The following is a 25,069-nucleotide window of genomic DNA, read 5'->3' on the forward strand; positions in this document are numbered from 1 at the left end:
GGGTGGAAGAACCAATCGTTGGCGCGACCTATACCATCCGTGTCACGTGGCTGAACCGCACGGGGGACCCACGCGTTCAGCCACCGTTCAGGTGTCGCTGGCAGGGTCCCGCCCATGTTCTCCTGGAGCGGGGTTCGAAGCGCGGGGCCACCCCTGGCCTTGCTTGCATGCTCGTGGTTGCTGGGCGGTTGTGCCAGCTCGCCCTATGACAGGGCCTGGGTGTCGAGCGAGCTGTCGTCCCTCGCCGCGCCCATGGGGCCCGAGGGGGCCCGTGCCGCCTCGCTTCCTCCCGGCGTCTCGGAGACGGAGGCGCTGAATGCCCAGGCCGCGGTCTCCGTCGCGCTGTGGAACAGCGCCGCCCTCCAGGTCGACATGGCGCAGCTGGGCGTGTCGCGCGCGGACCTGGCGGAGGCGGGCGCACTGCCCAACCCCACCTTCTCCCTGCTGTTTCCCGTGGGGCCCCGGACCATCGAGGCCTCGCTGCTCCAGCCGCTCTTCTCGCTGTGGCAGCGTCCCTCGCGCGTCGCCGCCGCGAAGCTCCAGGTGGAGCAGGTGGCGCGGGGCCTGGTGCAGAACGGCCTGGACCTCGCGCGCGACGTGCGCCTGGCGCATGCGGAGTGGGTGCTCGCCGAGGAGCGGCGCGTGGCGCGTGACGCGCTGTCCGCTTTGTGGGGACGCACCGCCGAGCTGGTCGAGGCCCGCTTCGCGGCGGGAGACGCCAGCCAGGTGGAGGTCGCCGCGCTGCGCGCGGAGGCGCAGACCGCGGTCGACAGCGCCCGCCGCGCCAGGACGGACGTGGTGCTGGCGCGGGAGCGACTGCGGCTCTTGATGGGCGTGGTGCAGAGCCCGCTGTTCGCCGAGGCCCAGCCGCTCGCGACCCCTCTGGATACCCGCGCGCCTCGGCCGCTCGCCGACCTCGTCGTCGTGGCCCAGCAGGCCCGGCCCGACGTGCGCGCCGCGGAGCTGGGCATCGAGGCGGCGGGCGGGCGACTGGGTTGGGAGAAGACCCGCATCCTCCAGCTCTTCGCGCGATTGGACGCCAAGCCGTCGACGTCCGCGAGCGGCGCCAAGGAGTTGTTGTGGGTGCCCGGCGTGCAGCTGGAGGTGCCCCTCTTCAACTGGAACCCGGGCGGCATCGGCCGCGCCGAGGCGGAGATGATGCGCGCCTCCTCGCGCTACCTGCTCTTGCGTCAGCAGGTGACGAACGAGGTGCTGACGGCGCGGGAGCAGGTGCTCCAGGCCGCCGGCTCCCTGGAGGCGTTCCAGTCCCACATCCTTCCGGCCTTCACCGCCGCGAGCGAGGGCGCGCAGAAAGCCTTCGACGCGGGGGACCTGCCCTACCTCCAGGTGCTGGATGCGCTTCGACGTCTGGCGGATGCGCGACTGCGTGTCCTCGACATCGAGGCGGACCTGCGCCGTGCACTCGCTCAGCTGGACCGCAGCCTGGGCCAACAGGGAGTCGCTCATGAATAGCCCCCATCGCCGCGTGTTTCTCTCCAGCGTCTTCACCCTGGTCCTGGCCTGCTCGGCGGACAAGCCCCCCGCGCCCCCTCCAGCGGCCAAGGTGAGCGGTCATGTGTCGGAGGAGTCGCTGACGACGGTGACGCTCCACCCGGAGGCGGAGAAGCGCCTGGACCTGCGCGTCGAACCCGTGAGCAAGCGGAGCGCCGCGCGCAGACACTTCCTGGGCGGTGAGGTGGTGGTGCCCTCGGGCAACGCCCTGCTCGTCACGGCCCCCGTGGCGGGCGTCGTCGCGGCCGCGGGGAGTGAGACGGCCCTGCGTCCCGGCGCGAGCGTGAAGCGCGGGGAGGTGCTGCTGCGGCTCGTCCCGCTCGCCATGGTGGACCGGGACCTGCGCGCCCAGGCCCAGCGCGCCGTGGAGTCCGCGAAGGCGCGCGAGGAGGCGGCGTCGGCCCGGCTCGCCCGCACCGAGCGGCTCTTGAAGGATGGCGCGGGGACGGAGCGCTCCGTCGAGGAGGCGCGCGCGGACCACGCCGTCGCGCTCGCCGAGCTCCAGGCCGCGCAGTCCCGGCTGGAGATGGTGGGCCGCTCACCCCTGGAGGCGGACGTCAGCATGCTGGTGCGCGCGCCGCGGGACGGGGTGCTGCGCCAGGTGGCGGTGGCGCCCGGTCAATCCATCGCCGCGGGTGCGCCGCTGTTCGAGGTGGTGGGCATCAGCGCCAACTGGGTGAGGGTGCCGCTCTTCGTCGACGAGGCGCTGCGCTTGAAGGCGGACGCGCAGGTCCGCGTGCACGCGCTCCTGTCGGGACGGGACGAGGGCGTGGAGGCCCTGCCGGTGTCGGGGCCTCCCACCGCGGACCCGCTGGCGGCCACGGTGGATGTCTTCTACGAGCTGCCCGCGAGCGCGCGCTTCGCGCCGGGACAGCGGGTGGGGGTGTCCCTGATGTTGGGCGAGCAGGTGGAGGTCCTGGCCGTGCCCGCCTCCTCCGTCGTCTACGACGCGCTGGGCGGCGCGTGGCTCTACGTCCGCCAGCAGGAGCACGTCTACGTCCGCAGCCGGGTGGACGTGCTTCGCCTGGAGGGCACGCAGCTGCTGCTCGCGCGAGGTCCCTCGGTGGGGACCCCCGTCGTGGTGACGGGCGCCGCGGAGCTGTTCGGAACGGAATTCGGCGCGGGCCACTGACGGAGCACGGACCTCGACATGCGAAAGTTCATCGCCGCCTGCCTTCATTTCCGCCTGGTTCCCATCGCCGCCTCGGTGCTGCTGCTCATCCTGGGCTACACGAGCCTCCGGCAGATGCCGGTGGACGTCTTCCCGGAGTTCGCGCCGCCGCTGGTGGAAATCCAGACGGAGGTCCCCGGACTCTCCAGCCTCGAGGTGGAGCGGCTGGTCACCACGCCCCTGGAGAACGCGCTCGCGGGGGTGCCCGCGCTCCAGACGCTGCGCTCCAAATCCGTGCTCGGCCTCTCCTCGGTGGTGCTCATCTTCGAGCGGGGCTCGGACCTGTTCCGGGCCCGGCAGCTGGTCCAGGAGCGACTGGCGCGCATCGCGCCCACGCTGCCCGTCGCGGCCCGGCCTCCCGTCATGCTCTCACCGGTGTCCGCGACCAGCCGCGTGCTCAAGGTGGGGTTGCGCTCCGACACGCTCGACCGGATGGAGCTGTCGGACATGGCGCGCTGGACCATTCGCCCCCGGCTGATGGGCATCCCCGGCGTGGCGAACGTGGCCATCTGGGGACAGAGGGACCGTCAGTACCAGGTGAAGGTGGACCCCGAGCGGCTGCGCGCCGCGAACGTGCGGCTGGAGGATGTGCTGCGCGTGGCGCGTGACGCGAGCGTGCCGTCGTCCGGCGGCTTCGTGGACACGCCGAACCAGCGGCTGTCGGTGAGCCTGCTCAGCGCCGCGTCGCTGGAGGCGCTGAAGGAGGTCCCGGTGGCCTTCCGCAACGGCGCGGCCATCCGGCTGGCGGACGTGGCCACCGTGGAGGAGGGACATCCGCCGCCCATCGGCGAGGGCATCGTCGACGACACGGCGGGCATCCTGCTCATCGTGGAGAAGCAGCCCTGGGGCAACACGCTGGAGGTCACCGAGCAGGTGGAGTCGGTGATCGAGCAGCTCCGCCCCGCGCTCCAAGGCGTCACCATCGTCCCGGGCATCTTCCGCCCGGCCACGTTCATCGAGACCGCGCTCGGCAACCTCCAGCACGCGGTGGTGCTGGGCTGTGTGATGGTCATCGTCGTGCTGTTCGCCTTCCTCCAGGACTGGCGCACGGCGGCCATCAGCATCGTCGCCATCCCGCTGTCGCTGGTGGGGGCCATCGTCGCGCTGCGCGTGGTGGGCGCCACCATCGACACCATGGTGCTCGCGGGCCTGGTGCTCGCGTTGGGTGAGGTGGTGGATGACGCCATCATCGACGTGGAGAACGTGCAGCGCCGGCTGGAGGAGAACCGGTTGCTGGGCGCTCCACGCTCCGCGTTCCAGGTGGTGTTGGAGGCGTCGCTGGAGGTGCGCAGCGCCGTCGTCTACGCCACGGTGATTGTCATCCTCGTCTTCCTCCCGGTGTTCTTCCTGGAGGGCGTGAGCGGCGCCTTCTTCCGGCCGCTCGCGGTGGCCTACGTGCTGGCGGTGGGGGCGTCCATGGTGGTCGCGCTCACGTTGACGCCGGTGCTGTGCCTGCTCTTCCTGTCGCGCCGGGAGAAGCATCCCCCCAAGCTGGGCGGCTGGTTGCGCGGCCGTGTCGGGCCCTGGGTGGCGTGGGTGATGGACCGGCCCCGGATGGCGCTTCGTGGGGTCATCGCGGTGCTCGTGGGCGGTGTCGCGCTCGCGGCGCTGTTGGGCGAGGGCTTCCTGCCCCACTTCCAGGAGTCGGACTTCCTCATGCACTGGGTGGCCAAGCCCGGGACGTCCGGCGACGCGGTGCTGCGCACGGCCTTGCGCGCCAGTGAAGAGCTGCGGGCCATCCCCGGCGTGAAGCACTTCGGTGCGCACATCGGCCGCGCGGAGGTGGCGGACGAGGTGGTGGGGCCCAACTTCGCGGAGCTGTGGATCAGCCTGGATTCGGTGGACGACTACGCCGCGACGGTGCGCCACATCAACGAGGTGGTGGAGGGCTACCCCGGCCTCTATCGCGACGTGCAGACGTACCTGCAGGAGCGCATCAAGGAGGTGCTGAGCGGCGCGAGCGGCTCCATCGTGGTGCGCTCGCGGGGGCCGGACCTGGAGGTGCTCCGCTCGAAGGCGGGGGAGCTGGAGGCGAAGCTCAAGGCGATTCCCGGCGTGGTGAACCTGAAGGTGGAGCCGCAGGTGCTCGTCCCTCAGCTCCAGGTGCGGTTGGACGCGGAGGCGGGACGACGACTGGGCCTGACGCCGGGTGACGTACAGCGCGCCGCGGCCACGCTGCTGCAAGGCACCAAGGTGGGCGAGGTCTATCTGGAGGAGCGCACCATCGACGTCGTCGTCTGGGGTGACGACTCCCTGCGCCAGGACGTGTCCGCGGTGAAGGAGCTGCGCTTGATGTCCGCGGCGGGAGCGCCCGTGCGGCTGGGGGATGTGGCGCGCGTGGAGATGGTCTCCGTGCCGAACATCGTCCAGCACGAGGGCGCCTCCCGGCGACTCGACGTCACGTGTGATGCCAGTGGCCGTGCGTTGGGCGCGGTGGTCAACGACATCCAGGCGGTGCTGGCGGAGGTCGAGTGGCCGGCGGGACACTACGCGGAAATCCTGGGCGAGTACGCCGAGCGGCAGGCGGCGCGCACGCGGCTGTTCGGCTTGTCCCTGCTCGCGGTGCTGGGCATCGCCATGGTGCTGTACCTGGACTTCCAGTCGCCGCGGCTGGTGGTCTTCACCCTGGGGACGCTGCCGTTCGCGCTGGTGGGTGGGTTGGTGGGCGTGTTGATGACCGGCGGTGTGGTGTCATTGGGCTCGCTCGTGGGCTTCGTCACCGTGCTGGGCGTGGCCGCGCGCAATGGCATCCTGCTGGTGAGCCACTACCGTCATCTGGAGCAGGAGGAGGGCGTTCCGTTCGGACGGGAGCTGGTGCTGCGAGGCACGCTGGAGCGGCTCCAGCCGATGGCGATGACCACGTTGACGACGGCGCTGGCGTTGGTGCCGCTCGTCATCGGGGGGCTCAAGCCGGGGCAGGAGATTGAACACCCCATGGCCGTCGTCATCCTGGGAGGGCTCTTCTCCTCCGCCATCCTCAACGTGCTGCTCGTCCCGTCGCTGTATCTGCGCTTCGGGGGCGGACAGGCACGTGGGCCCCAGCAGCCCCTGCATCCGGAGGAGCCTGGAGTGTCCTCTTCGAAGTAGCGTGCGCGCTCCGGGGTGCCAGGGGCTCGGCGCCACGGAGAGCTGCTTCCCCGGGAGTCACAAGCATGGCGTGGTGGGTCTACGCATTGGCATCGGCGGTCTTCGCCGCCTTGACGGCCATTCTCGGCAAGGTGGGCGTGGAGGGGGTGCCCTCGACGCTCGCCACCGCGCTGCGCACCGGGGTGGTGCTCGTCTTCGCCTGGAGCATCGCCTTGAGTCGGGGGGAGGGCGCCGCGTTGCCCTCCCTCAGCCGGCGCACGCTGCTCTTCCTCGCGCTCTCGGGCATCGCCACCGGCCTGTCGTGGCTCGCCTACTTCCGCGCGCTCCAGCTCGCGCCTGCCTCCCGGGTGGCGCCCATCGACAAGCTCAGTCTGGCGCTCACGCTCGTCCTGGCCTGGGGGCTCTTGGGGGAGGCGATGTCGTGGAAGCTGGTCCTGGGCGTGGTGCTCATGGTCTGTGGCGCGCTGCTGACGCTCGCCTGACCTCCGCGCTACTCGGCGAAGGCGTCCTGCGTCGAGCGCAGCGCGGTGAAGATGGCGCTCTGGGTCTCGCGAAGCGCTTTGGGAACACCCCGCGCCATGGGCGCGAGGAGCCACAGCGGTGGCCCGCCGTCGAGCTCCCGTTCCAACTGGAGCCGAGCGTCTCCATGCGCGAGGAAGGACGGGAGCGCGGCCCTCCCGAGACCCACGCAGCACGCGTCGCGCATGGCCAGGAGTGAGTTGCACGTCACCGCGCCCGGCGCGTCCCCGGGCACCTCGCGCCACCACCGCATCGAGGACTTGGCGCGCAGCTCGGCGCTCGGCTGGAGCCAGTCCGGTGCTCCGCCCTTCGCGCGATAGATGCCGACCTTCAACCGGCCGAGCCGCCGACCGCGCAGCGCGCCGCTCGGGTTCTGGCCGGGGCGCAGCGCCAGGTCGACCTGACCGGGCAGGAGCTCCAGCTCGTCGTCGCTCACGAGCACCTCCACCGCCTGCGCGGGTCGGGCCTTCGCGAGCGCGCGGAAGAGGAGCGGTGCCAGCACGTCGCTGGTCGTGACGACCACGGTGCGTTCCCGGCCCCTCCGCTCGGACCCCAGGAAGCCCTCGATGTCCTGGGCCGCGGTGCGCATGGTCGCGGCCCGCTCGGCGATTCGCAGGGCCAAGGTGCCAGGCACCAGCCGCGCGCCCCGCGCGAACAACGCCGTTCCCAGGCGTGCCTCCAGCGCGGCGACCCGTCGGGACACCGAGGAGTGTCGGAGTGACAGCTCGCGTCCCGCGGCCTCGATGCTGCCGGTGCGGACGAGCGCCTCGAGGGTCTGAATCTCGTCCCAGGTGATGTGCATGGACGCACATCCTCCGTGCGTCCGCGCGCAGGTGTCAAACGAGGTGTCCCCGGCTATCAATCCCACCACGCAGGAGGACGCGATGATGGACCGCCACCCCACCTTCCACCGAGAGGGCCTCGAGTCGCCCGACGACGCCCCGGGGCTCACGTCGTGACGCTCTCCCGTCGCGCGTTCGTCGCCGGGAGCGCGGTGGTCCTCTCCGGCTGTCGCACCGAAAAGAGCACACCCATGCCGCACCTCGAACACCGTCCGCTGGCCTCCCTGCCTCGAACCACCCTGTCGTGGCTCTCGCTCCGTGACCACTTCGTGGCGACGGTGGGGCCTCACGCCGGACGGGGGCGGCCGCTGGGGCCGCTGCTCGTCCTCGCGGACGCGACGTTCGCGCCGAAGTCGCGCTTCCCGCTCCATCCGCACGAGGAGATGGAGATCCTCAGCATCGTCGTGGACGGGACGCTGTCCCACCACGGAGACCAGGCGCACGGCGCCACGATGGGGCCCAGGACGGCGCAGTTGATCTCCGCGAGGAACGGGATGGTGCACGCGGAGGGGAACGACACGGACCGCCCCACGCGGATGCTCCAGCTGTGGTTCCGGCCGAACAGCCACGGGGGGCCGCCGGTCTACTCGTCGCGAGACTTCTCGGGGGCAGGGCGCCAGCTCATCGCGGGGGACGAGGGCATGTCGCTGCGCGCGGATGTGAAGGTCTGGTGGCTCCCGCTCGCCGCGGGCCAGTTAGAGCGACTCTCCATCGGCCGCGCCCGTCGTGGCTATCTGCTCGCGACGACGGGGCCGGTCCGGGTGGAGGCGGTGGGAGGTGGCTCGGGGGTGGACCTGGCGCTCGGTGAGGGCGCGGAGCTGGGGGAGGGGGAGGTCCAGTTGAGCGCAGCGGCCGCGAGCGCCGCGATCTGGATCGACGTGGCCTGACGCGCTCTCTCCGAGTGACGCGTTTGATATGACGGCCCGATGTTCCCTGACCTGGCAACACGCGTCGTCCCGCTCGACGAAATCAAGGCCCGCTTCGAGGCCGCGAACGAGGCGGAGACCTTTGGCTGGTTCGTCGAGAACTTCGGGCACAGCCGGGAGCGGGCCGGGCAGCACGACAAGCCCGTGCCCGAGATTCATCTGGTGACCGGGCCCGTGCGGCTCGAGAAGCTCGTCCCCAAGTCGCCGTGGATTCTCGTGGTGGATGGAGACCTCGAGGTGGCCGGCGACATCGACCTGTCGACGAGCCCTTACGACATCAGCCTGTTCGTGGTGTTCGGCGAGGTGCGCGCCAGGAACCTGCGCTTCAGCGGCAGCGCGTGCTGCTACGTGACGAAGTCCGTGGAGCTCACGGGCGGCTGCTTCGGAGACCACGGGGACGAGTCGGCCGAGCTGCACACGGCGCGGTTGAAGGCTCGCGTGTTGATGCTCGATGGCAACACCGGGGTGAACGCCACCGAGCTCGACGCCGTGGTGTTCGCCAGTGAGGGCTGGGGCCTGCCGCTCCACTTCACCTCCAAGGACGTGGCCTCGGAGGTCTTCGTCCCCGAGGCGCTGAAGGGGGACAGCTTCCATGAAGGGTCGGTGTGGAAGCTGATGGTGAGCGGGAAGGACCCGTTCCTGCCCGGCGCGCTGGGGAAGCTCCGCGCCAGACACGTCGAGGCAGAGGACCGGCTCAAGCCCCTGTGAATCAGGTCGTCATTCGGATGCGGTGGGCCTGATGCTGAGCTGGACGGGCACCGCCTCTCGCAGCCGACGCGAGACAATCATGTCGCTCGTCGCCTTGAGGTAGTGCTGGAAGTGCGGCGTCGAGCGGTGAAGCTCGTACGCGGCTTCGTCCGCGTAGAGTTCGACGAACGTGAGCTTCGCCGGGTTGTCCTTCTCGGCCACGGCCTGGAGCGCGATGACCCCGGGCTCCGTCCTGACGGACTCCGTCATCTCGGGTCGTACGATGGCGAGGTACGCGGCGAGGCGGGCGGGGTCGATGTCGAGCTCCGCGATGCGGACGCTCACCGCGGGGCTGGCCGCCGACGCGGGGGAGGGGGCCACTGGCGCGACACCGTATTGCTCGTCGGTGACGTGCTCCAGCCATTCGACCACCTTGCCGTCCACGCTCTCCTGCTGCGCGGTGTGCGTCATCGCCGTGGTGCTCGTGGCGCCGTGCCAGTGCTTCACGCCCGGCGGCGTCCAGATGACGTCACCGACTCGAATCTCCTGCTTCTCACCGCCCCACTGTTGAACCCAACCCGTCCCCGACGTCACCACCAGCGTCTGCCCGGCGGGATGGGTGTGCCACGCGCTGCGGGCGTTCGGCGCGAACGACACGGACGCCGCCGAGGCCTGTCGGTGTTCCATGGCCTGGAAGAGCGGTACGACGGTCACGGTGCCGGTGAAGTTGGCGGCGGGGCCCACCCTCGTGAGTTGTGAGCCGCTGCGCTGAATCGTCATCTTCCCATCCGCGCGAGCGGCCGGCGCGGCAGGCGCCTCCTGCGCGGGCCTGCATCCCGCGGAGGAAAGGAGGAGGGTGAGGATGAATGGGGTCCGCATGTCGTGGTCCTGCCTTTCCGTGCCCTGGAGCCTAGGCCGTGCATGGGCACCCGACCATGTCGACATCGAGAACGGGCCATGAAGTGAATCTGGATAATCGACGCGGAGGGGGCTCCGGAGCCCTTACACCTCTCCACCGCGAACCGCGGCCTCGCAGGAGCCGAATGTCTCCCCCAGCACCGTGAGCATCGCGCGCAGCGCCGCGCTCGGGTGCCGCGCGGCCGGGTAGACGGCGAAGGCCTGATGGGGCGCAGGCGCGAAGGGTTCGAGGACCTCCACCAGCGCGCGTGTATTCGCCTGGGCGCGGGGCAGGCGCGCCAGTCCCATCCCCGCGGCCGCCAGCGCGCACAGCACCTGGAAGCTGTTCACCGCGATGGCCGGCCGGATGCTCACGGGCCGGGCTCCCGTGAAGACCCAGGTCGTCGGCGAGGTGGTGGTGCCCATGCTCAAGCACCGGTGCGCTGACAGCTCGCGCGGGTGCTTGGGGCGGCCCGCCTTCTTGAGATAGGCGGCGCTCCCGAAGACGCCCACGTGCGCGGGCACGCTGAGCTTGCGGGCGATGAGCTGCGAGTCCCGGAGTGGACCGACGCGGATGCACAGGTCATGTCCCTCCTCGACCATGTTCACCTCCCTGTCGGTCAACTCGAGCTCGAGCTTCACCTGCGGATACCGCTCCGCGAAGGCCGCGAGCACCCCGCCCATCAACCGTTGGCCCAGCTCGAACGGCGCGCTCATGCGGAGCCGCCCGCTCGGGTGCGCCTGCAGCTCGTTCACCAACGCCTCGGCGTCCCGCAGCGCGGCCACGGCCGGCGCGACCTCGCGTTGGTAGCTGGCCCCGATGTCGGTGAGCATGACGGTGCGCGTGGTGCGCAGGAGCAACTGGACGCCGAGCTGCTCCTCGAGCACCGCCACGCGCTGGCTGACCGTCGACTTGGGGAGGGCCAGGGCCCGCGCGGCGCCACGGAAGCTGCCGCGCTCGACCACCTCCAGGAACGCGATGATGCCATTCGGGTCGACTGTCCGCATGGCCGGACAGTGTATCCCATCCTGATTGGATTGTCCGAGACGCCTCGCCCGCGCATGTTCCGCGCATGGCACTGTTCTCTTCCTACAGGTTGGGGCGCATCACGCTGTCGAACCGCGTCGTCATGGCGCCCATGTCGCGCAGTCGCGCCATCGGCGGGACGCCCAACGCGCTGATGCGCGACTACTACCGACAGCGGGCCGAGGCGGGGTTGATCATCACCGAGGGGACCAGCCCCTCACCGAATGGCCTCGGCTTCGCTCGTGAGGCCGGCATCTACAGCCGTGAGCAGGTGGACGGCTGGCGCCAGGTGACGGACGCGGTGCACGAAGCGGACGGCCACATCTTCGTGCAGGTGATGCACTGCGGCCGCGTCGGCCATGTGCTCAACCTGCCGCCAGGCGCACGGCTGGTGGCGCCGGGGGTGGTGCCCGCGAAAGGAGACATCTTCACCGACGCCCAGGGACCACGGCCCATCTCGACGCCCGAGCAGATGACGGCGGAGGACGTGGCCCAGGTCCGGCGCGAGTTCGTCCAGGCCGCGAGGAACGCCATCGCCGCCGGCTTCGACGGCATCGAGCTGCACGGGGCCAACGGCTTCCTGTTGGAGCAGTTCTTCAACCCGCACCTCAACCAGCGCACGGATGCGCATGGCGGCAGCCTGGAGAACCGCGCGCGGCTCATGGTCGAGGTGGCGCACGACTGCGCCGAGGCGATTGGCGCGGACCGGGTGGGCGTGCGGCTGTCGCCCTACAACACCCACGTCGACATGCCGCTCTACGACGACATCCACGCGCTCTACACCTACGTCGCCAGCAAGCTGCGCGGCCTGGTCTATGTCCACGTGGTGGGCAACGCTCACGAGGCGCTGCCGACGACGGTGGCGGGGCTCCGCGCCGCCTTCGGAGGGACGTTCATCGCCAACAGGGGCTTCACGGCCCAGAGCGCCCAGGCGGCCCTCGCCGCCGGGCAGGCGGAGCTGGTGGCCTTCGGCTCGCCGTTCATCGCGAACCCCGACTTCGTCACGCGCGCACGAGAGGGGCTCCCCCTGACGGAGCCTCGCATGGAGCTGCTCCATGGCAGTGGCGCGGAGGGGTATACGGACTACCCGCGCGGCACGCCCTCTGTGATGTGAAGCGCGAAGCGCACTCCCGGAACGGGCGACCGGCCATGTCCGCTCGGGCCGGTGCTCGCGTGGGCCGGAGTTCCCACGAATCGGGCGGTGGAGGAATATGTCCGGCGCGCGCCAGTCGTTCAGGGATGGACGCAGCCTGGTCATGGAGGCTTCGATGCGATGGTCCGGAGTGATGCTGGGGCTGTTGGGGTTCGTGGGATGCGCCAGCCCCATGCGAGGCATCGCGACCCAGTACAACCCGGAGACGGGCCAATACGAGGTTCCGGCGGAGGAGCTCGTCTACCAGGTGCCCGTCGAGGACGCGATGATGACGGCCCGGCACATCCTGGAGACGGGGCGCTTCGACGTGCTGGAGAAGGAGGGGGGCCTGGAGATGTTCTCCTCCTTCATCCCGGACATCTCGCCGCCGGAGCGCTTCTACATCAAGGGCGAGCGACACGGTCCCCGGCAGTCCGTCGTCCGCGTCTTCCGCCTCCGCTACATCCATGACCCGGCCTTCGCCGCGCAGGCCCCCGGCACGCCCAGCAGGCAGGTGGAGGTGCTGGCCGACTTCAAGGGCCTGCCCGGACTGGAGGGCTACAGGCCGGCGCAGGGCATTCGAGACATGGGCGTGGAGCAGCGGCTCATCGCGGCGCTGGAGATGGCTCCCGCGCTGGAGCTGGTGGGCGGCAATCCGCCCGTGCCCATGCGCTCGGTGGTGATGGAGAGCGGCGGCGAGGAGGATCGCGCCCCCGTCGTCGCGCCTTCGTGTGGTGCTCCCGTGGAGGGCGCCGCGTCGCTGTTCTCCGCGGGGGGCGTCCTGCTCGTGGCGGACCCGCTGGGCACGCAGGAGCTGCCGTCCGTGGCGCTGCGGATGTTGTGCGAGGCCACGTCCCGGGACCTGCCGGTGACGCTGGCGCTGTCCATCCCCGACGTGGAGCAGCCGCTGCTCGAGCGCTATCTCGAGAGTTCGGGTGACTCCTCGGCGTTGCAGGAGCTCCTCTCGGGGAGCGCCTTCTGGCGCCGGGTGTACCAGGACGGGCGCAGCAGCCGTGCCATGTTGTGGCTCGTCGAGCAGGCGCGCCGCTTGCGCGTCTCCGGCAAGGACGTGACCGTGGTCGCCATCGACTCCGACAAGGCGCACGGCAACGAGCGCGAGGAGTGGATGGCCCAGGTGCTGTTGAAGGCCCAGGCGAAGCGCTCCCAGGCGTGGACGCTGGTGCTCACGGGGAGTGTCCATGCGCGCACCACGCAGGTGAGCTGGGATGGAGACCATGAGCCCATGGGGGCGCGCGTCGCGAAGGCGCTCCCCTCCGTGCGGGCCCTGGACGTGGGCTTCCGACGTGGCACCCAGTATGTCTGTCGCTACAGCGTCTGGGAGGAGGACGTGGAGTGCAACGTCTTCGGCATCAGCCCGTCGCTGGAGGCGCGACAGGCCACCGCGCAGGCCACCGGGCTGAAGCTCTTCGCCGCCCAGCAGCCCGATGGCTTCTGGGGCCGGCTCTACGTGGGCGCGTTGACCGCGTCGCTCCCTCCGCTCCAGGCGCCGCCGCGGCCGGAGCCCGTCAAGACGACGGCGCCCGCCACGAAGTGACGTGACGGTAGATTGGCCGCATGGACTCACCCGAGCTGTTCCAACAAGACCTCCGGCGGACCGTCGTGCTGGGGGCCTACCTGCGCCACTGGGGCATGCCCCGCGACAGGCAGCGCTTCTCCCGGCAGACCGACGTCATCGAGGTCTATTTCTTCCCGGCCACCGCGGAGTCACCCGTCGCGCGCTTCGCCACCGTCGGGGCGTCCTCCTTCGCTCGGGAGGGAGGGGCGCGCTCGGAGTTCCTGCTCGTGCTCCCCGCGGACCTGGGAGGGGCCACGTTCGAGGAGGTCGCCGGCTTCCTCATGGACTTCGTCGTCCACTCGCGCCGCGACGACGTGAAGGTGGAGCCGGGCCGCGCCATCCCCCCCTCGGAGCGGGTGCCGAAAGCGTGGCCGACCCGCGCGCTCCTCGTGGACGAAGCCGTCGGGGAGGACGAGGAGTTCGGCGGCCTCCATCTGGGCCCTCAGCACATCGAGCTGTGCTGGCTCGTGCCGCTGCATGAGGCGGAGTACGCGTTCATCCAGAAGGAGGGGTTCGACGCCTTCAGCGAGCTCCTGGATGCCAGCGACTTGAGCCCCGCGGATGTCCGCCGCCCTTCGCTCGTCTGAGCTCAGGCGGGTTGTCCACGCACACGCCAGCCGTCCGCGCGCAGGGTGGCGCGCAGTCGCGGTGGGTCGCGCACGGGGTCCCAGGCGCCACAGGCCCAGGGCAGCACTTCGTCCAGGATGGCGCGGTGGACCTCTCGGGCCGCCTCGAGCGGGCCGAGCGGCTCCGAGGGCTCCTGGCTGGTGCCCAGCGCGAAGGTGATGACGGACTGGCGGCTCAGCGCGCGGCACGCGGCCTGGACGCAGGCGCTCAGCGAGTCCTCGTCCGTCTCGGCGGGCCGCGAGAGACACCGGCTGGCGTGGTTCACCGCCCAGGCGGCGGAGAAGGCATCCGGTGCGAAGAACTGGCTGGGGGTGAGATTGCCCAGCTCGGCCACCTGGGCCGCGTGTGCCTCCGTGGGCTCGACGAACCAGTGGTCCATGGCCATGACGGCGCGGCGCGGTCCGTCGTTGTTCGGATGCTGCGTCTCCCACAGGCCGAGCACCCGCCTCGTGGCCGCGAGCGCCACGCGCACCTTCGTCTCCGCGCCGGAGGAGACCAGCGACGCGAGCCACGGGCGCAGCGCCTCGAAGGGCTCCGGGGTGCTCTCGGTGGGCCACATGATGTCCGCCATCAGCGCGGCGCAGAGCGGCTCCTTCAAGCGGTCCGTTCGCAAAGGTGGCGCTTGCTGGCGAAGGACGGCGCGCGTGATGTCGTCGATGACGGCGTCCGCGTACGGGGCCAGGACCTCGACGGCCCGCAGCGCGTCGAGCGACGCCAGCGCTTGCGCGCCCCGTGCCCCCAACTGGCCGATGAACAGGAGGGCCTTCTTCCCATCCTCGCTCCGCCGCGTCTCCCCGAGCGGCCCCTTCCAGGCCAGCGGAGCCGGTCCTGAACGCTTGCGCGCCCTCGCGCTGCTCGCCAGCTCGAGCAACCTTGGAATGGCTCGCGACGGGGCCAGCCCTGACAGCATGCGCAGGGCCTCGAGCCGGTTCTCGTCGTCCAGGATGGCGTGCTCCTCCATCGCGGTGAGCGCGGCTTCGTCTTGCCCGAAGCGCGTCAGGACCTGGAGCCCCGCCCGGCGCACCGCGGGGTGGACATCCGCGAGCCGTGCCAGCGCGGCGGCGCGGACCTCGTCCGGCAGCGGAGCCTGCATCGCCGCGAGCACCTGTGTCGCCAGCACCCGCGTCTGTGGGTCTCCTGGGTCCTCGACACATGGCAGGACGGCGCGCAGCGCGAGGGTGCTGGCGCGCGGACGCATGCGCGCGAGCACCGCCAACGCCATCCGACGTACGCGGGCCACGGGCTGATGGAGCACGTCGAGGAGCGTCGGAATCGCGCAGGTGGGGAGCGGGGTGATGGTGCCCAGCGCCGCGACACACTGTCCACGCAGGTTGAGCGAGGCCTGCCACGAAGCCGCCGCATCCGCGCGAGTCAGCGCTTCCACCAGCGCGGGCACCGCCGCGAGCCCCGCTTCGAGGATGCGGTCGCTGGCCTCCCGACCATCGAACCAGCGGATGCGGTCCTGGGCGGACGCGGCAATCCACTCGCGCACCGTCTTGCCTCGGACCTGGTAGCCGGAGCGGACCAGCGCGGCATCCAGCCTCCGCAGGGACGCGAGGTCATCGGGTCGCGCTTTTCGCCACAGCGAATCGAGGTCTTCGTGTCCAGTCATGCGCGGCCCGCTGCCCCCGAGGGAGATGGATGGCGCGAGGGATTCTGACACGACGGGGCGGGGCTCGCGCGGCCTCGCGCCTCATGTCGTGGCGGACCCAGGCGTTGGACAGAACGCTTCGCGTCGTCCTGCTCGGTGCGGTTCGTCGTTGCTTCCTCGGTGTCATCAGGGCTGCAGGGGCGCTTCGAGCGCGAACAACGCGGCCGCTCTCCGCGCATGTCGAGGCGGCCCCGAGCGCTGGACACCTACTGCTTCGCGTCGTTCGGACCGGGGAGGCGAGGTGAACCCTCGCCGTCGTCACGGCCGCAGGAGCGCTTTGATGGCGCGGCGCTCATCCATCGCGCGGTACCCCTCGGCGACCTGGTCGAGTGGCAGCGTGAGGTCGAAGACCTTCCCGGGGTTCACCTTCCGGTTCCACACGAGCGCAATCAGCTCGGGAAGGAAGCGGCGCACCGGCGCGGGGCCTCCGTGCAGGTGGACGTGCGTGAAGAACAACTTCGCGCCATCGAGCTGTACGCCGTGCGGCACTCCGACATAGCTGACGAAGCCCCCGGGCCGCGTCGCGCCGATGGCCTGCGTCATCGACTCCTGCGTGCCCACGCACTCGAGCACGGAGCTCGCGCCGAGCCCCTTCGTCAGCTCCTTGATGTGCGCGATGCCCGCGTCACCTCGCTCTGTCACGATGTCTGTGGCGCCGAACTCACGGGCGAGCGCCTGTCGGGTCGGGTGACGGCTCATGGCGATGATGCGCTCGGCGCCCTTCTGCTTCGCGGAGAGGACGGCGAGCAGGCCGACGGCGCCATCGCCGACGACCACCACGGTGGAGCCGGGCTTCACGTTCGCGGCGTCGGCGGCGAACCACCCCGTCCCGAAGACGTCGGAGACGGCCAGCATGCTCGGAATCAAATCCGCCGGTGGCACCTCGGGCGTCGCCACCAGCGTCCCATCCGCGAGGGGGACGCGCAGCAGGGGCGCCTGCGCTCCGGAGACCGACTTCCGGTGCTGACACGACGAGGGGTAGCCCTCCCGGCAGATGGGGCAGGTGTTGTCCGACGCGAAGAACGAGCCGATGACGAACTGGCCGGGCTTGATGCTCTTCACCGCGCCGCCGACCTCCTCGACGATGCCGCAATACTCGTGGCCCATCGGCGTCGGCCGCTCGATGGCCTGGATGCCGCGATACGGCCAGAGGTCGGAACCACAGACGCACGTGGCGGAGAGTCGGAGGATGGCATCCGTGGGCTCGGTGATTCTCGGCGGCGCGACTTCTTCGAAGCGCACGTCCCGGGCGCCGTGGAGGAGGGTGGCTTTCATGCTCAATCTCCCTTCGAGGTAGAGGCGCGCGAAGCGCCGTACTGCTCGTCCGTGACCTTCTCCATCCACTCCACGGGTTTGCCGTCGAGCGCCTCTTGAATGGCGATGTGGGTCATCGCCGTCGTCGGCGAAGCGCCATGCCAGTGCTTCTCGTTCGGGCCCACCGTCACGACATCCCCGGGCCGCAGCTCCTCGATGGGCCCCCCCCAGCGTTGGTGGAGCCCCCAGCCCGCGGTGACGACGAGCGACTGCCCGAGCGGATGCGAGTGCCAGTCCGTGCGCGCGCAGGGCTCGAACGTCACATACGCGCCGGCCGCGCGCCCGGGTGGGCTCGCCTGGAAGAGCGGGTCGATGCGCACGGTGCCCGTGAAGTGCTCCGCGGGCGCTCGCTGAGATGGCTGGGTTCCGTTCTTCTTGAGCTCCATGGGTGTCCCTCGCTCGGGCCCGCGCGAAGAGCCCCCTCAACGGTGTTGAGGGGCACCGGGTCCTGCAAGGCCATGCGTCAGGAGCAGGCGTCCAGCCCTGCGATATCCCTCCCGTGGCTCGCGCCTCACGTCTTCCCGTAGCGACGCACGGCCTCGTCGAACTCGATGCGACGCGCGCGCAGCAGCCCTCCCGCCAGGGGCTCCGCGCGCGCGACGTCCACGTAGTCCAGCTTCCACGCGAAGCCGAGCGCCGGGTCGAGCCGGTCGAGGATGAGGTCGAACGTATAGGCGGGCCCCTTCGTGGCCACCAGCCAGTGCACGTTGTCGTGCTGGTCGGAGATGCTCGACAGGTCCCCGGGGCCGGACACGCGGTCGATGCTCGGGCGCAGCACCAGGTGTCGCGGCTGGCTCTCCACGCGCTCGAAGTGGCGCAGGTGGAACTCACCCGCGAGCACCACGTGCATGGACACCATGTTCTGATGTCCGTGCGGCACGACGGCCCGGCCCTGGGCGAGCCCGAAGAGCTTCGAGCCGAACACGCGGGGCAGCCCCTCGACTCGGGGCAGTGGCGCCAAGACCGCACCCGCGCGGTCATCCGGCAACTCGAGGCCCGGCTTCAGCCGCTCCACGTCGATGGCCGCGAGCAGCTCCGGGAGGGGAACCCGGGTGTAGAGCGCCTCCAACTGCTGCTGCCACTCGCGCGGGGTGAGCTTCTTCTCCCGCAGCTCCGCGCAGAGCTCATGCGTCTTGGAGAGCCAGGCCTGGACCTCCTGGCGCACCGGCCCGGCCAGCGCGTCCTGCCACAGGAGGGTGCGTACCAGGGCGTAGCCGGTCAGCGCTTGGAGCAGGACCTCTCGCCGTGTGGCGCCTTGCGACATGGGATTCTCCTCGAGATGGGCTTGCCGGGTGAGTGGGGTTCACGGGCAAGTCGGGCTGTCGAGGCAAGGCACATGCCAGCGCACCTGTGGGCGAGCAGCCACAGTTGCGGCTGCTGCTCCGCGCGGATGTCATCCACTGCGCGAAGTGGCGCGGAAGGCACACGTGAGAGCAGCAAGCGGGATGTCATGCCGTGGGAACGATGCTTAGGTGAAAAGCACGAGGTTCCACTGGAGGGCTGTCCCCTTCCAGGAACCCGACCCCCGCCATGCACGTCCGTCCTCCCCGAAATCGTTCCTTCTGGGCTCCACTCGCGGGTCGTTACGGTGTCGCGATTCTCTCCTGGGCGGCCGCATGCTTCGTGCTGTTCGCGGGTCGCCCCTATGCCCCCACCGCCCCGTTCCTGTTCTTCCTGGGCGCCGTGATGGTGGCCGGGTGGTGGGGCGGTTGGGGCCCCGCCCTGTTGACCATGGTCCTGTCCCTGGGCGTGGTCGACCTCTTCTACCTGGAGCCCTTGCTCGACCTGATGCCAGGCGCGGGAGGGGCCATCTCGATTGCCGCCTTCGTGGTGCTCGCGCTGCTGACGACGAAGCTGAGCGTCCTGCTCCGCTCGGCCCGGGAGGAGCGCTCGCGGCTGTTGGTCCGTGAGCTGGACGCGCGGCACGAGGCGGAGGCGGAGCGGGCGCGGCTGCACTCGCTCTTCACCGATGCGCCCGGGTGCATCATCCTCCTGCAGGGCCCACGGCACGTGTTCTCGTTCTCCAACGTGATGAACGACACGATGATGGGGAAAACGGGCCTGGTGGGGATGGAGGTGCGGCAGGCCCTGCCCTGGGCGGAGGAGCGGGGCTTCGTCGCCTTGCTGGACGAGGTCTATCGCACGGGGATTCCCTACAGGGGCGACGCCGTGTCGTTCCCTCGCACGCTGCCGGATGGGACGGTCCGGGAGACGTTCCTGAACCTCGTGTATCAGCCCACGCGGGGCGAGGACGGTCAGGTCAACGGCATCGCCGGCTTCGGGTTCGACGTGACCGAGCAGGTCCTGGCCCGGCAGAAGGCCGAGACGCTGACGCGGGAGATTCAAGCGGCCAAGGCCCGGGACCTGCTCATGGCGGAGTCGGGCGCGGTCCTGGCGTCGTCGCTGGACGTCGAGACGGTGCTCCGGAACATGGCGAAGCTGGTGGTGCCCACCTTCGCGGATTGGTGCTTCGTCGACCTGGTGGAGGAGGGGGACTATCGCCGGTTGGAGGTCGCGCACCAGCGGCCCGCGGAGGATGACCTGGCGCGGGTGCTCCTGCGGCATGGCCTCTACCCGGAGGGGCATCCAGAGCACGCCCCCACGCTCCCGCTGCTGAAGGGGGAGCCGCTCCACGTGGAGTCGTTGACACCCGGGCAGGCCGCCGAGTTCGCACACGACGCGGAGCACCTCCGGGTCATCCGGGAGGTGGGCGCCGTCTCCGTCATCGGGGTGCCCTTGATGGCCCGAGGTGAGCCGCTGGGCGTGTTCAGCTTCATCTATGCGCACTCCGGTCGGCACTACACCTCGGACGACCTGGTGTTCGCCAAGGAGCTGGCCCGCCGCGTGTCCTTGAGCCTGGAGAACGTGCGGCTCTACCGGGAGGCCCAGGAGGCCGTCCGCCTGCGCGACGAGTTCATGTCCATCGCCAGTCACGAGCTGAAGACGCCGCTGACGCCGCTGAAGCTCAAGCTCCAGGCGCTGTCCCGGGAGCTGAACCGGCATCCCGGACCGATTCCCCGCGAGGTGGTGACGAAGTACCTGGAGGTCGGCGACCTTCAAATCAAGAAGCTGACGGAGCTGGTGGACGAGCTGCTGGACGTGTCGCGCATCGCCTCGGGGCGCCTCTCGCTGGACCTGCAGCGGCTGGAGCTGGCGCCCATCGTCCGTGAGGTGGTGACCCAGTACGAGCTCCAGGCGCGCCGCGCGGGCTCGACGCTGGAGCTGGACGTGGGGACGGTGCCCTTCGAGGGGGATTGGGACCGGCTGCGTCTGGAGCAGGTGGTGATGAACCTGGTGGACAACGCGGTGAAGTACGGCCGGGGCAACCCCATCCAGGTGCAGCTGGTGCCCGTGGATGGAGGCGTGCACCTGGTGGTGCGGGACGGGGGGATTGGGATTGCGCCCGAGTCCCTGCCCAGGCTCTTCGGCCGCTTCGAGCGCGCCGTGTCCGAGCGCAACTACGGCGGCCTGGGGCTGGGCCTCTACATCACCCGCATGTTGGTGGAGGCGATGGGCGGCCGCGTCCACGTGGAGAGCACGCTGGGGGTGGGCTCCACGTTCACCGTGGAGCTGCTCTGTCATCCGCTCGAGCGCGATGCCGGGGCGACCGCGGCCCTCATGGAGGGTGCCGCGGCGAACCCCTAGGCCGACGCGTGGCCGCGCGTCAGCGGCTCACCGGAAGGGGACCCACCGGCGATAGGCCGCCTCGTAGCAGGACATGGGGGAGATCATCCCGTTGACGCGGTTCTTGCCCTTCAACCCGGACATGGTCCGCGCCGACGCCATGATCATCTTCCGCAACTGCTCCGGCGTGAGGGAGGGGCACAGCAGCATCATCTTCGCCGCGATGTTGCTCGCCACCGGGCACCCGAAGGAGACGCCCATGTCGCGGTATGTCTCCAGTCCCTCGGCGCGCGCCAGCCCTGGCACGGTGTAGAGCTCCTGGTAGTCCCCGGGGACGGCGATGTCCACCAGCTCCGGGCTCCAGCCCCAGCCCTGCGTCATCCCGTCCAGGCTCCGCTCGAATTCGCCGTCCGGGGTGCAACCTCCGACGAGCAACAGGTTGGGGATTTCATCCCGCCTGCGCCGGCTGAAGACACCCGCGGCGGCCTGGAAGCGGACGTTGCCCGCGTTGCCGACGAACAGCATGTCGGAGTGCTTCAGCATGGCGTCGCGAAAGGCGGAGTCGTCCGCGTTGCTGGAGATGCCGGACTGGCTGATGTTGACGACCCTCGCGCCCCTGGCATGGGCGAAGTCGAAGGCCGCGACGTAGCGGGCCTCCAGGTCGACCTGCTTCGTCGGCAGGTTCTGGGTGAAGTCGCAGGTGACGCGACAATCCACCAGCTTGATCATGTCCGTGCCCCAGGCGGCCTGCCCGGCGACGGCCGTCCCGTGCCACATGGAGTCACTGGTGATGGGCGGGGCGCTGCCCACGGTGCCATCCGCCATGATTCGACAGAAGTCCTTGCGGTGCCAGCTCACGGGGTTGCCGGAGGACCCCGCCAGGTGCGAGCGCAGATACTTCTCCGTGGCCTGGAAGTACGCGCCCCCCGGCCGGTCGGCGTAGATGCCCGTGTCCGTGACGGCGATGGTGACCGGGTGCATGCGAGGGCCCGCGAGCTTGAGCATCTTGGCGAACTCGGCGTCCTCCTCCATGTACGTATCGCGAGAATCCGCCTCGTAGACTCGGTATGCGCCCAATGACATGCCACGGCTCCAGTTGAGATGGGGCCTGTGAGTGAATCGTCCTTTCCCAGTGACGACAAGGACTGTCTCGGTGGGAATGCCCATGCATCCATGAGGACGCGGATTCGTCCTGACAGGACGCGGATTCCTCGGGATGAAACATGAATTCGTCCCGACAGGACGCAGCTTCGTCCTGTCGGGACGCGGTCCGGGTGAGCGCTTTCTCAGTCTGTCACCCGACGTGACACGCGCTCATGAAGCGCCTCCCTCGACGATGCTTGGAGGCGGCTCACGGCCCAAGACCTCCTCCTCGGGCGTGGCGGTCCGGGCGCGGCGCTCCCGGTCGAACCAGCCGTAGACGGTGGGCAGCACCAGCAACGTGAGGAGCGTGGAGCTGAAGAGCCCGCCGATGACGACGGTGGCCAGCGGCTTCTGCACCTCCGCGCCCGCGCCCGTGGAGTAGGCCATGGGCAGGAAGCCCAGGGAGGCCACCAGCGCGGTGGTGAGCACGGGCCTCAATCGCAGGTGCGCGGCGTCATGCGCGGCCTGGGCGGATGACAGGCCTTCCTGTCGCAGCTTGCGGATGGCGGCGACGAGCACCAGTCCATTGAGCACCGCCACGCCGAACAGCGCGATGAAGCCCACTGCGGCGGAGATGGACAGCGGCATCCCTCGCAGCAGCAGCGCCAGCAGGCCGCCGGTGATGGCGAACGGGATGTTGAGGTAGATGAGCAGCGCGGGGCGCACCGCGTTGAACGTGGTGTAGAGCAGGACGAAGATGAGCGCGAGCGTGAGCGGCACCACCACGGCCAGCCGGCGCGAGGCGGACTGGAGGTTCTCGAACTGGCCGCCCCACTCCACCCAGTAGCCCGGGGGCAGCTTCACCTCGCGCGCGATGGTCTGCTGCGCCTCGGTGACGAAGCCCTGCAGGTCCCTGCCACGCACGTTGGACTCGATGGTGAGCCGCCGTTGGATGTTCTCGCGGCTCACCTGCGCCGGGCCCTCTTCCACCACGATGCGGGCCAGCTGGGACAGCGGGATGAGCTGCCCCGTGGGGCTGGCCACCTGGATGCCCTCGAGCTGCTCCACGCTGGTCCGCGCATCGGGCGCGAAGCGGACCTGGAGCGCGAAGCGCCGCGGTCCCTCCACCACCGTGCCCACCTCCTTGCCGCCGAGGGTCTCGATGGTGTCCAGGACCTGCCGCACGTTGATGCCGTAGCGGGCGATGGCCTTCCGGTCGACCTGGATGCGCGCGACGGGGAGGCCCGCGACCTGCTCCGCCTTGACGTCCGCGGCGCCGGGCACCTTCGCCAGGGCCGCCGCCAGCGTGTCTCCCGTCTGCTTGAGCACGTCCAAATCGTCTCCGTAGAGCTTGAGGGCCACGTCGGAGCGGACGCCCGCGATGAGCTCACTGACGCGCAGCTCGATGGGCTGCGAGTAGCTGAAGAGGCTGCCGGGGACCTCTTTCAGCAGCGCCTCGTTGAAGCGGGCGATGAGCCCCTCGCGGTCCTTCGCCGTCGTCCACGCGTCGTGGGGTTTGAGCATGACGAAGATGTCGCTGATTTCGACGCCCATGGGGTCGGTGGCGATCTCCGCGCGGCCCGTGCGCGAGACGACGGTGGTGACCTCGGGGAAGCGCTTGAGCACCTTCTCGATGAGCCCTGTCTGACGCGCGGACTCCTCGAGCGACACGGAGGGGACGCGCCAGGCCTGGATGGCGATGGCGCCCTCGTCGAGCCGGGGGATGAACTCGGCGCCCAGGAAGGGCACGGTGGCGAGGCTCGCCACCAGCAGCCCGGCGGCGACGCCCACGACGATGCCCCTCTTGCGGAGGCACCAGGAGAGGGCGGGCTCGTACACGCGGCGGGCGGCCCGGACGATGATGCTCTCCCTCTCCTCGGTCTTCCGGGGCAGCATCACGGACGCGAGCGCGGGGACGAAGGTGAGCGACAGCACGAACGCTCCGGCCAGCGCGCAGATGACGGTGATGGCCATGGGCTTGAACATCTTCCCCTCGATTCCGCTCAGGGCCAGGATGGGCAGGTACACCACACCGATGATGACCTCGCCGAAGGCGGCCGCCTGCCGCACCTCCACCGCGCTGCGGTAGACGACCTCGTCGCGCTCCTCGCGCGTCAGCGCCCGGCCGAGCTCATGGCTGCGCTCCGCGATGTGGCGCACGGCGTTCTCCACGATGATGAGCGCCCCGTCGACGATGAGGCCGAAGTCGATGGCTCCCAGCGACATGAGGTTCCCGGAGATGCCCAGGGCCCGCATGCCGATGAACGCGCTGAGCATGGCCAGCGGAATGGCCGCCGCGGCGAGCAGGCCCGCGCGCAGGTTGCGCAGCATCACGAAGAGCACCACGACGACGAGCAGGCCGCCCTCGATGAGGTTCCTGGCGACGGTCTGGACGGTCTTCTTCACCAGGTCCGTCCGGTCATAGAAGGCGTCGAGGGTGACGCCCGGAGGCAGGGTGGGGCGAATCCTCTCCACCTCCGCCTTGACGTCGTTGACCACCTCTCGTGAGTTCTGACCGATGAGCATCATGACGATGCCCGTCACCGCCTCGCCCCGGCCATCCCGGGTGACGGCGCCCTGGCGCACCCTGGGCGCGAAGGCCACCTCGGCGACGTCGCGGACGTAGACCGGGATGCCCTGGGCCGAGGTGGTGAGGACGATGTCTCCCAGGTCCTCCAGGCTCTCCACCAGGCCCTCGCCCCGGATGAGCACCTGCTCCGGGCCTCGGGCGATGTAGGCCCCGCCCGCGTTGGCGTTGTTCTCCTTCAACGCGGTGAAGAGCTGCTCCAGTGACAGGCCATACGAGGCGAGCCGGACGGGGGCCACCTGCACTTCGTACGTCTTCAGCTCGCCGCCGAAGGCGTTGACCTCGACGACGCCGGGCACGGCGCGCAGTCGGGGCGATATCTGCCACTCGAGGATGCCGCGCAGCTCCATGGCGCTCTGGCCCTCGCCGCGCACCTCGAACTGGAAGATTTCGCCCAGGCCCGTGGAGATGGGGCCCATCTCCGGGGAGCCGTAGCCCTCGGGGATGCTCTCCTTCGCGGAGGCCAGCCGCTCCTGGATGAGCTGGCGCGCGAAGTAGATGTCCACGTCCTCCTGGAAGACGACGGTGACGACGGAGAGGCCAAATTTGGAGACGGAGCGAATCTCCTCGGTGTCGGGCAGCCCGCTCATCGCCGTCTCGACGGGCACGGTGATGAACCGCTCGACCTCCACGGGACCCAGCCCGGGCGAGGAGGTGAGAATCTGCACCTGCACGTTGGTCACGTCTGGCACCGCGTCGATGGGCAGCGTGCGCAGCGCGTTCAGCCCGAAGCCGACGAGGACCAGGGTGAGCAGGAAGACGATGAAGCGGTTCTGGATGGAGAAATGGATGAGCCTGTCGAACATG

The 25,069-nt window shown here is 70.1% G+C and carries 19 protein-coding genes; 10 read left to right on the plus strand and 9 right to left on the minus strand.

All coding sequences use genetic code 11. The annotated features are described in order from the left end of the window. Positions 1-219 precede the first annotated feature (219 nt). From LXT21_RS35835 to LXT21_RS35850, 4 genes are all read left to right on the plus strand, one after another. A complete protein-coding gene (locus LXT21_RS35835; protein WP_254042726.1) occupies positions 220-1,473 on the plus strand; it encodes a TolC family protein in 1,254 nt (417 codons plus the stop codon). Continuing rightward, positions 1,466-2,644, plus strand: a complete 1,179-nt coding sequence (locus LXT21_RS35840; protein WP_254042727.1) for an efflux RND transporter periplasmic adaptor subunit — start codon at positions 1,466-1,468, stop codon at positions 2,642-2,644. Before LXT21_RS35835 ends, LXT21_RS35840 begins: the two co-directional genes overlap by 8 nt. 18 nt (positions 2,645-2,662) lie before the next feature. Beyond that, a complete protein-coding gene (locus tag LXT21_RS35845; RefSeq protein ID WP_254042728.1) occupies positions 2,663-5,770 on the plus strand; it encodes an efflux RND transporter permease subunit in 3,108 nt (1,035 codons plus the stop codon). Between the two features lie 65 nt (positions 5,771-5,835). Next, on the plus strand, positions 5,836-6,252 hold the full coding sequence (locus LXT21_RS35850; protein WP_254042729.1) for an EamA family transporter: 417 nt from the start codon (positions 5,836-5,838) through the stop codon (positions 6,250-6,252). Positions 6,253-6,260: 8 nt separating this feature from the next. On the opposite strand, the gene LXT21_RS35855 is transcribed toward LXT21_RS35850, so the two are convergent. Beyond that, positions 6,261-7,091 carry a LysR family transcriptional regulator gene (locus tag LXT21_RS35855; RefSeq protein ID WP_254042730.1) on the minus strand — a complete coding sequence of 277 codons (831 nt, stop codon included), beginning with the start codon at positions 7,089-7,091 and terminating at the stop codon, positions 6,261-6,263. A gap of 231 nt (positions 7,092-7,322) precedes the next feature. Between LXT21_RS35855 and LXT21_RS35860 the strand changes: the two genes are divergently transcribed. Next, positions 7,323-8,018: a pirin family protein gene (locus tag LXT21_RS35860; RefSeq protein ID WP_254042731.1), complete on the plus strand. Its 696-nt coding sequence runs from the start codon at positions 7,323-7,325 to the stop codon at positions 8,016-8,018. A 39-nt stretch (positions 8,019-8,057) separates the two neighbouring features. After that, the gene (locus LXT21_RS35865; RefSeq protein WP_254042732.1) at positions 8,058-8,765 is read left to right on the plus strand and encodes a hypothetical protein; all 708 of its coding nucleotides are present in this window, start codon (positions 8,058-8,060) and stop codon (positions 8,763-8,765) included. Between the two features lie 9 nt (positions 8,766-8,774). Here LXT21_RS35865 and LXT21_RS35870 read toward each other — a convergent pair whose 3' ends face one another. Beyond that, positions 8,775-9,623 carry a (R)-mandelonitrile lyase gene (locus tag LXT21_RS35870; protein WP_254042733.1) on the minus strand — a complete coding sequence of 283 codons (849 nt, stop codon included), beginning with the start codon at positions 9,621-9,623 and terminating at the stop codon, positions 8,775-8,777. Positions 9,624-9,746: 123 nt separating this feature from the next. Then, the gene (locus LXT21_RS35875; RefSeq protein WP_254042734.1) at positions 9,747-10,649 is read right to left on the minus strand and encodes a LysR family transcriptional regulator; all 903 of its coding nucleotides are present in this window, start codon (positions 10,647-10,649) and stop codon (positions 9,747-9,749) included. 65 nt (positions 10,650-10,714) lie between these two features. On the opposite strand from LXT21_RS35875, the gene LXT21_RS35880 reads away from it, so the two are divergent. The 3 genes from LXT21_RS35880 (at position 10,715) to LXT21_RS35890 (ending at position 13,963) form a co-directional block, all read left to right on the plus strand. Next, on the plus strand, positions 10,715-11,782 hold the full coding sequence (locus tag LXT21_RS35880; protein ID WP_254042735.1) for an alkene reductase: 1,068 nt from the start codon (positions 10,715-10,717) through the stop codon (positions 11,780-11,782). Positions 11,783-11,936: 154 nt separating this feature from the next. Beyond that, on the plus strand, positions 11,937-13,355 hold the full coding sequence (locus LXT21_RS35885; protein ID WP_254042736.1) for a hypothetical protein: 1,419 nt from the start codon (positions 11,937-11,939) through the stop codon (positions 13,353-13,355). Positions 13,356-13,375: 20 nt separating this feature from the next. Beyond that, a complete protein-coding gene (locus LXT21_RS35890; protein ID WP_254042737.1) occupies positions 13,376-13,963 on the plus strand; it encodes a suppressor of fused domain protein in 588 nt (195 codons plus the stop codon). Between the two features lie 2 nt (positions 13,964-13,965). Here LXT21_RS35890 and LXT21_RS35895 read toward each other — a convergent pair whose 3' ends face one another. The 4 genes from LXT21_RS35895 to LXT21_RS35910 all read right to left on the minus strand — a co-directional run bounded on the left by LXT21_RS35895 (position 13,966) and on the right by LXT21_RS35910 (position 18,232). Next, positions 13,966-15,615, minus strand: coding sequence for a HEAT repeat domain-containing protein (locus LXT21_RS35895; RefSeq protein WP_254042738.1), 1,650 nt, complete (start codon positions 15,613-15,615; stop codon positions 13,966-13,968). Between the two features lie 297 nt (positions 15,616-15,912). Next, positions 15,913-16,929: a zinc-dependent alcohol dehydrogenase family protein gene (locus tag LXT21_RS35900; protein ID WP_254042739.1), complete on the minus strand. Its 1,017-nt coding sequence runs from the start codon at positions 16,927-16,929 to the stop codon at positions 15,913-15,915. Positions 16,930-16,931: 2 nt separating this feature from the next. Then, positions 16,932-17,354, minus strand: coding sequence for a (R)-mandelonitrile lyase (locus LXT21_RS35905; protein WP_254042740.1), 423 nt, complete (start codon positions 17,352-17,354; stop codon positions 16,932-16,934). A 125-nt stretch (positions 17,355-17,479) separates the two neighbouring features. After that, the gene (locus LXT21_RS35910; protein ID WP_254042741.1) at positions 17,480-18,232 is read right to left on the minus strand and encodes a cupin domain-containing protein; all 753 of its coding nucleotides are present in this window, start codon (positions 18,230-18,232) and stop codon (positions 17,480-17,482) included. 266 nt (positions 18,233-18,498) lie between these two features. On the opposite strand from LXT21_RS35910, the gene LXT21_RS35915 reads away from it, so the two are divergent. Continuing rightward, positions 18,499-20,613: a sensor histidine kinase gene (locus LXT21_RS35915; protein WP_254042742.1), complete on the plus strand. Its 2,115-nt coding sequence runs from the start codon at positions 18,499-18,501 to the stop codon at positions 20,611-20,613. A 27-nt stretch (positions 20,614-20,640) separates the two neighbouring features. Here the strand turns inward: LXT21_RS35915 and LXT21_RS35920 are convergent, their stop codons facing one another. Together LXT21_RS35920 and LXT21_RS35925 are read right to left on the minus strand one after the other, a co-directional pair. Further along, complete coding sequence (locus tag LXT21_RS35920; protein ID WP_254042743.1) at positions 20,641-21,675, minus strand: S8 family serine peptidase; 1,035 nt, start codon at positions 21,673-21,675, stop codon at positions 20,641-20,643. 231 nt (positions 21,676-21,906) lie between these two features. Next, positions 21,907-25,068, minus strand: coding sequence for an efflux RND transporter permease subunit (locus tag LXT21_RS35925; RefSeq protein ID WP_254042744.1), 3,162 nt, complete (start codon positions 25,066-25,068; stop codon positions 21,907-21,909). Position 25,069 lies beyond the last annotated feature (1 nt).

The sequence above is a fragment of the Myxococcus guangdongensis genome (assembly GCF_024198255.1).
Classification (GTDB): Bacteria; Myxococcota; Myxococcia; order Myxococcales; family Myxococcaceae; genus Myxococcus; species Myxococcus guangdongensis.

Excerpts from the sequence above, each read along its gene's own strand:
- LXT21_RS35890 (WP_254042737.1), top strand. The coding sequence starts at position 13,376 with ATGGACTCACCCGAGCTGTTCCAACAAGACCTCCGGCGGACCGTCGTG.
- LXT21_RS35875 (WP_254042734.1), bottom strand. The coding sequence starts at position 10,649 with ATGCGGACAGTCGACCCGAATGGCATCATCGCGTTCCTGGAGGTGGTC.
- LXT21_RS35860 (WP_254042731.1), top strand. The coding sequence starts at position 7,323 with ATGCCGCACCTCGAACACCGTCCGCTGGCCTCCCTGCCTCGAACCACC.
- LXT21_RS35845 (WP_254042728.1), top strand. The coding sequence starts at position 2,663 with ATGCGAAAGTTCATCGCCGCCTGCCTTCATTTCCGCCTGGTTCCCATC.
- LXT21_RS35900 (WP_254042739.1), bottom strand. The coding sequence starts at position 16,929 with ATGAAAGCCACCCTCCTCCACGGCGCCCGGGACGTGCGCTTCGAAGAA.
- LXT21_RS35920 (WP_254042743.1), bottom strand. The coding sequence starts at position 21,675 with ATGTCATTGGGCGCATACCGAGTCTACGAGGCGGATTCTCGCGATACG.
- LXT21_RS35885 (WP_254042736.1), top strand. The coding sequence starts at position 11,937 with ATGCGATGGTCCGGAGTGATGCTGGGGCTGTTGGGGTTCGTGGGATGC.
- LXT21_RS35880 (WP_254042735.1), top strand. The coding sequence starts at position 10,715 with ATGGCACTGTTCTCTTCCTACAGGTTGGGGCGCATCACGCTGTCGAAC.
- LXT21_RS35865 (WP_254042732.1), top strand. The coding sequence starts at position 8,058 with ATGTTCCCTGACCTGGCAACACGCGTCGTCCCGCTCGACGAAATCAAG.
- LXT21_RS35915 (WP_254042742.1), top strand. The coding sequence starts at position 18,499 with ATGCACGTCCGTCCTCCCCGAAATCGTTCCTTCTGGGCTCCACTCGCG.
- LXT21_RS35850 (WP_254042729.1), top strand. The coding sequence starts at position 5,836 with ATGGCGTGGTGGGTCTACGCATTGGCATCGGCGGTCTTCGCCGCCTTG.
- LXT21_RS35905 (WP_254042740.1), bottom strand. The coding sequence starts at position 17,354 with ATGGAGCTCAAGAAGAACGGAACCCAGCCATCTCAGCGAGCGCCCGCG.
- LXT21_RS35855 (WP_254042730.1), bottom strand. The coding sequence starts at position 7,091 with ATGCACATCACCTGGGACGAGATTCAGACCCTCGAGGCGCTCGTCCGC.
- LXT21_RS35910 (WP_254042741.1), bottom strand. The coding sequence starts at position 18,232 with ATGTCGCAAGGCGCCACACGGCGAGAGGTCCTGCTCCAAGCGCTGACC.
- LXT21_RS35840 (WP_254042727.1), top strand. The coding sequence starts at position 1,466 with ATGAATAGCCCCCATCGCCGCGTGTTTCTCTCCAGCGTCTTCACCCTG.
- LXT21_RS35925 (WP_254042744.1), bottom strand. The coding sequence starts at position 25,068 with ATGTTCGACAGGCTCATCCATTTCTCCATCCAGAACCGCTTCATCGTC.
- LXT21_RS35895 (WP_254042738.1), bottom strand. The coding sequence starts at position 15,615 with ATGACTGGACACGAAGACCTCGATTCGCTGTGGCGAAAAGCGCGACCC.
- LXT21_RS35870 (WP_254042733.1), bottom strand. The coding sequence starts at position 9,623 with ATGCGGACCCCATTCATCCTCACCCTCCTCCTTTCCTCCGCGGGATGC.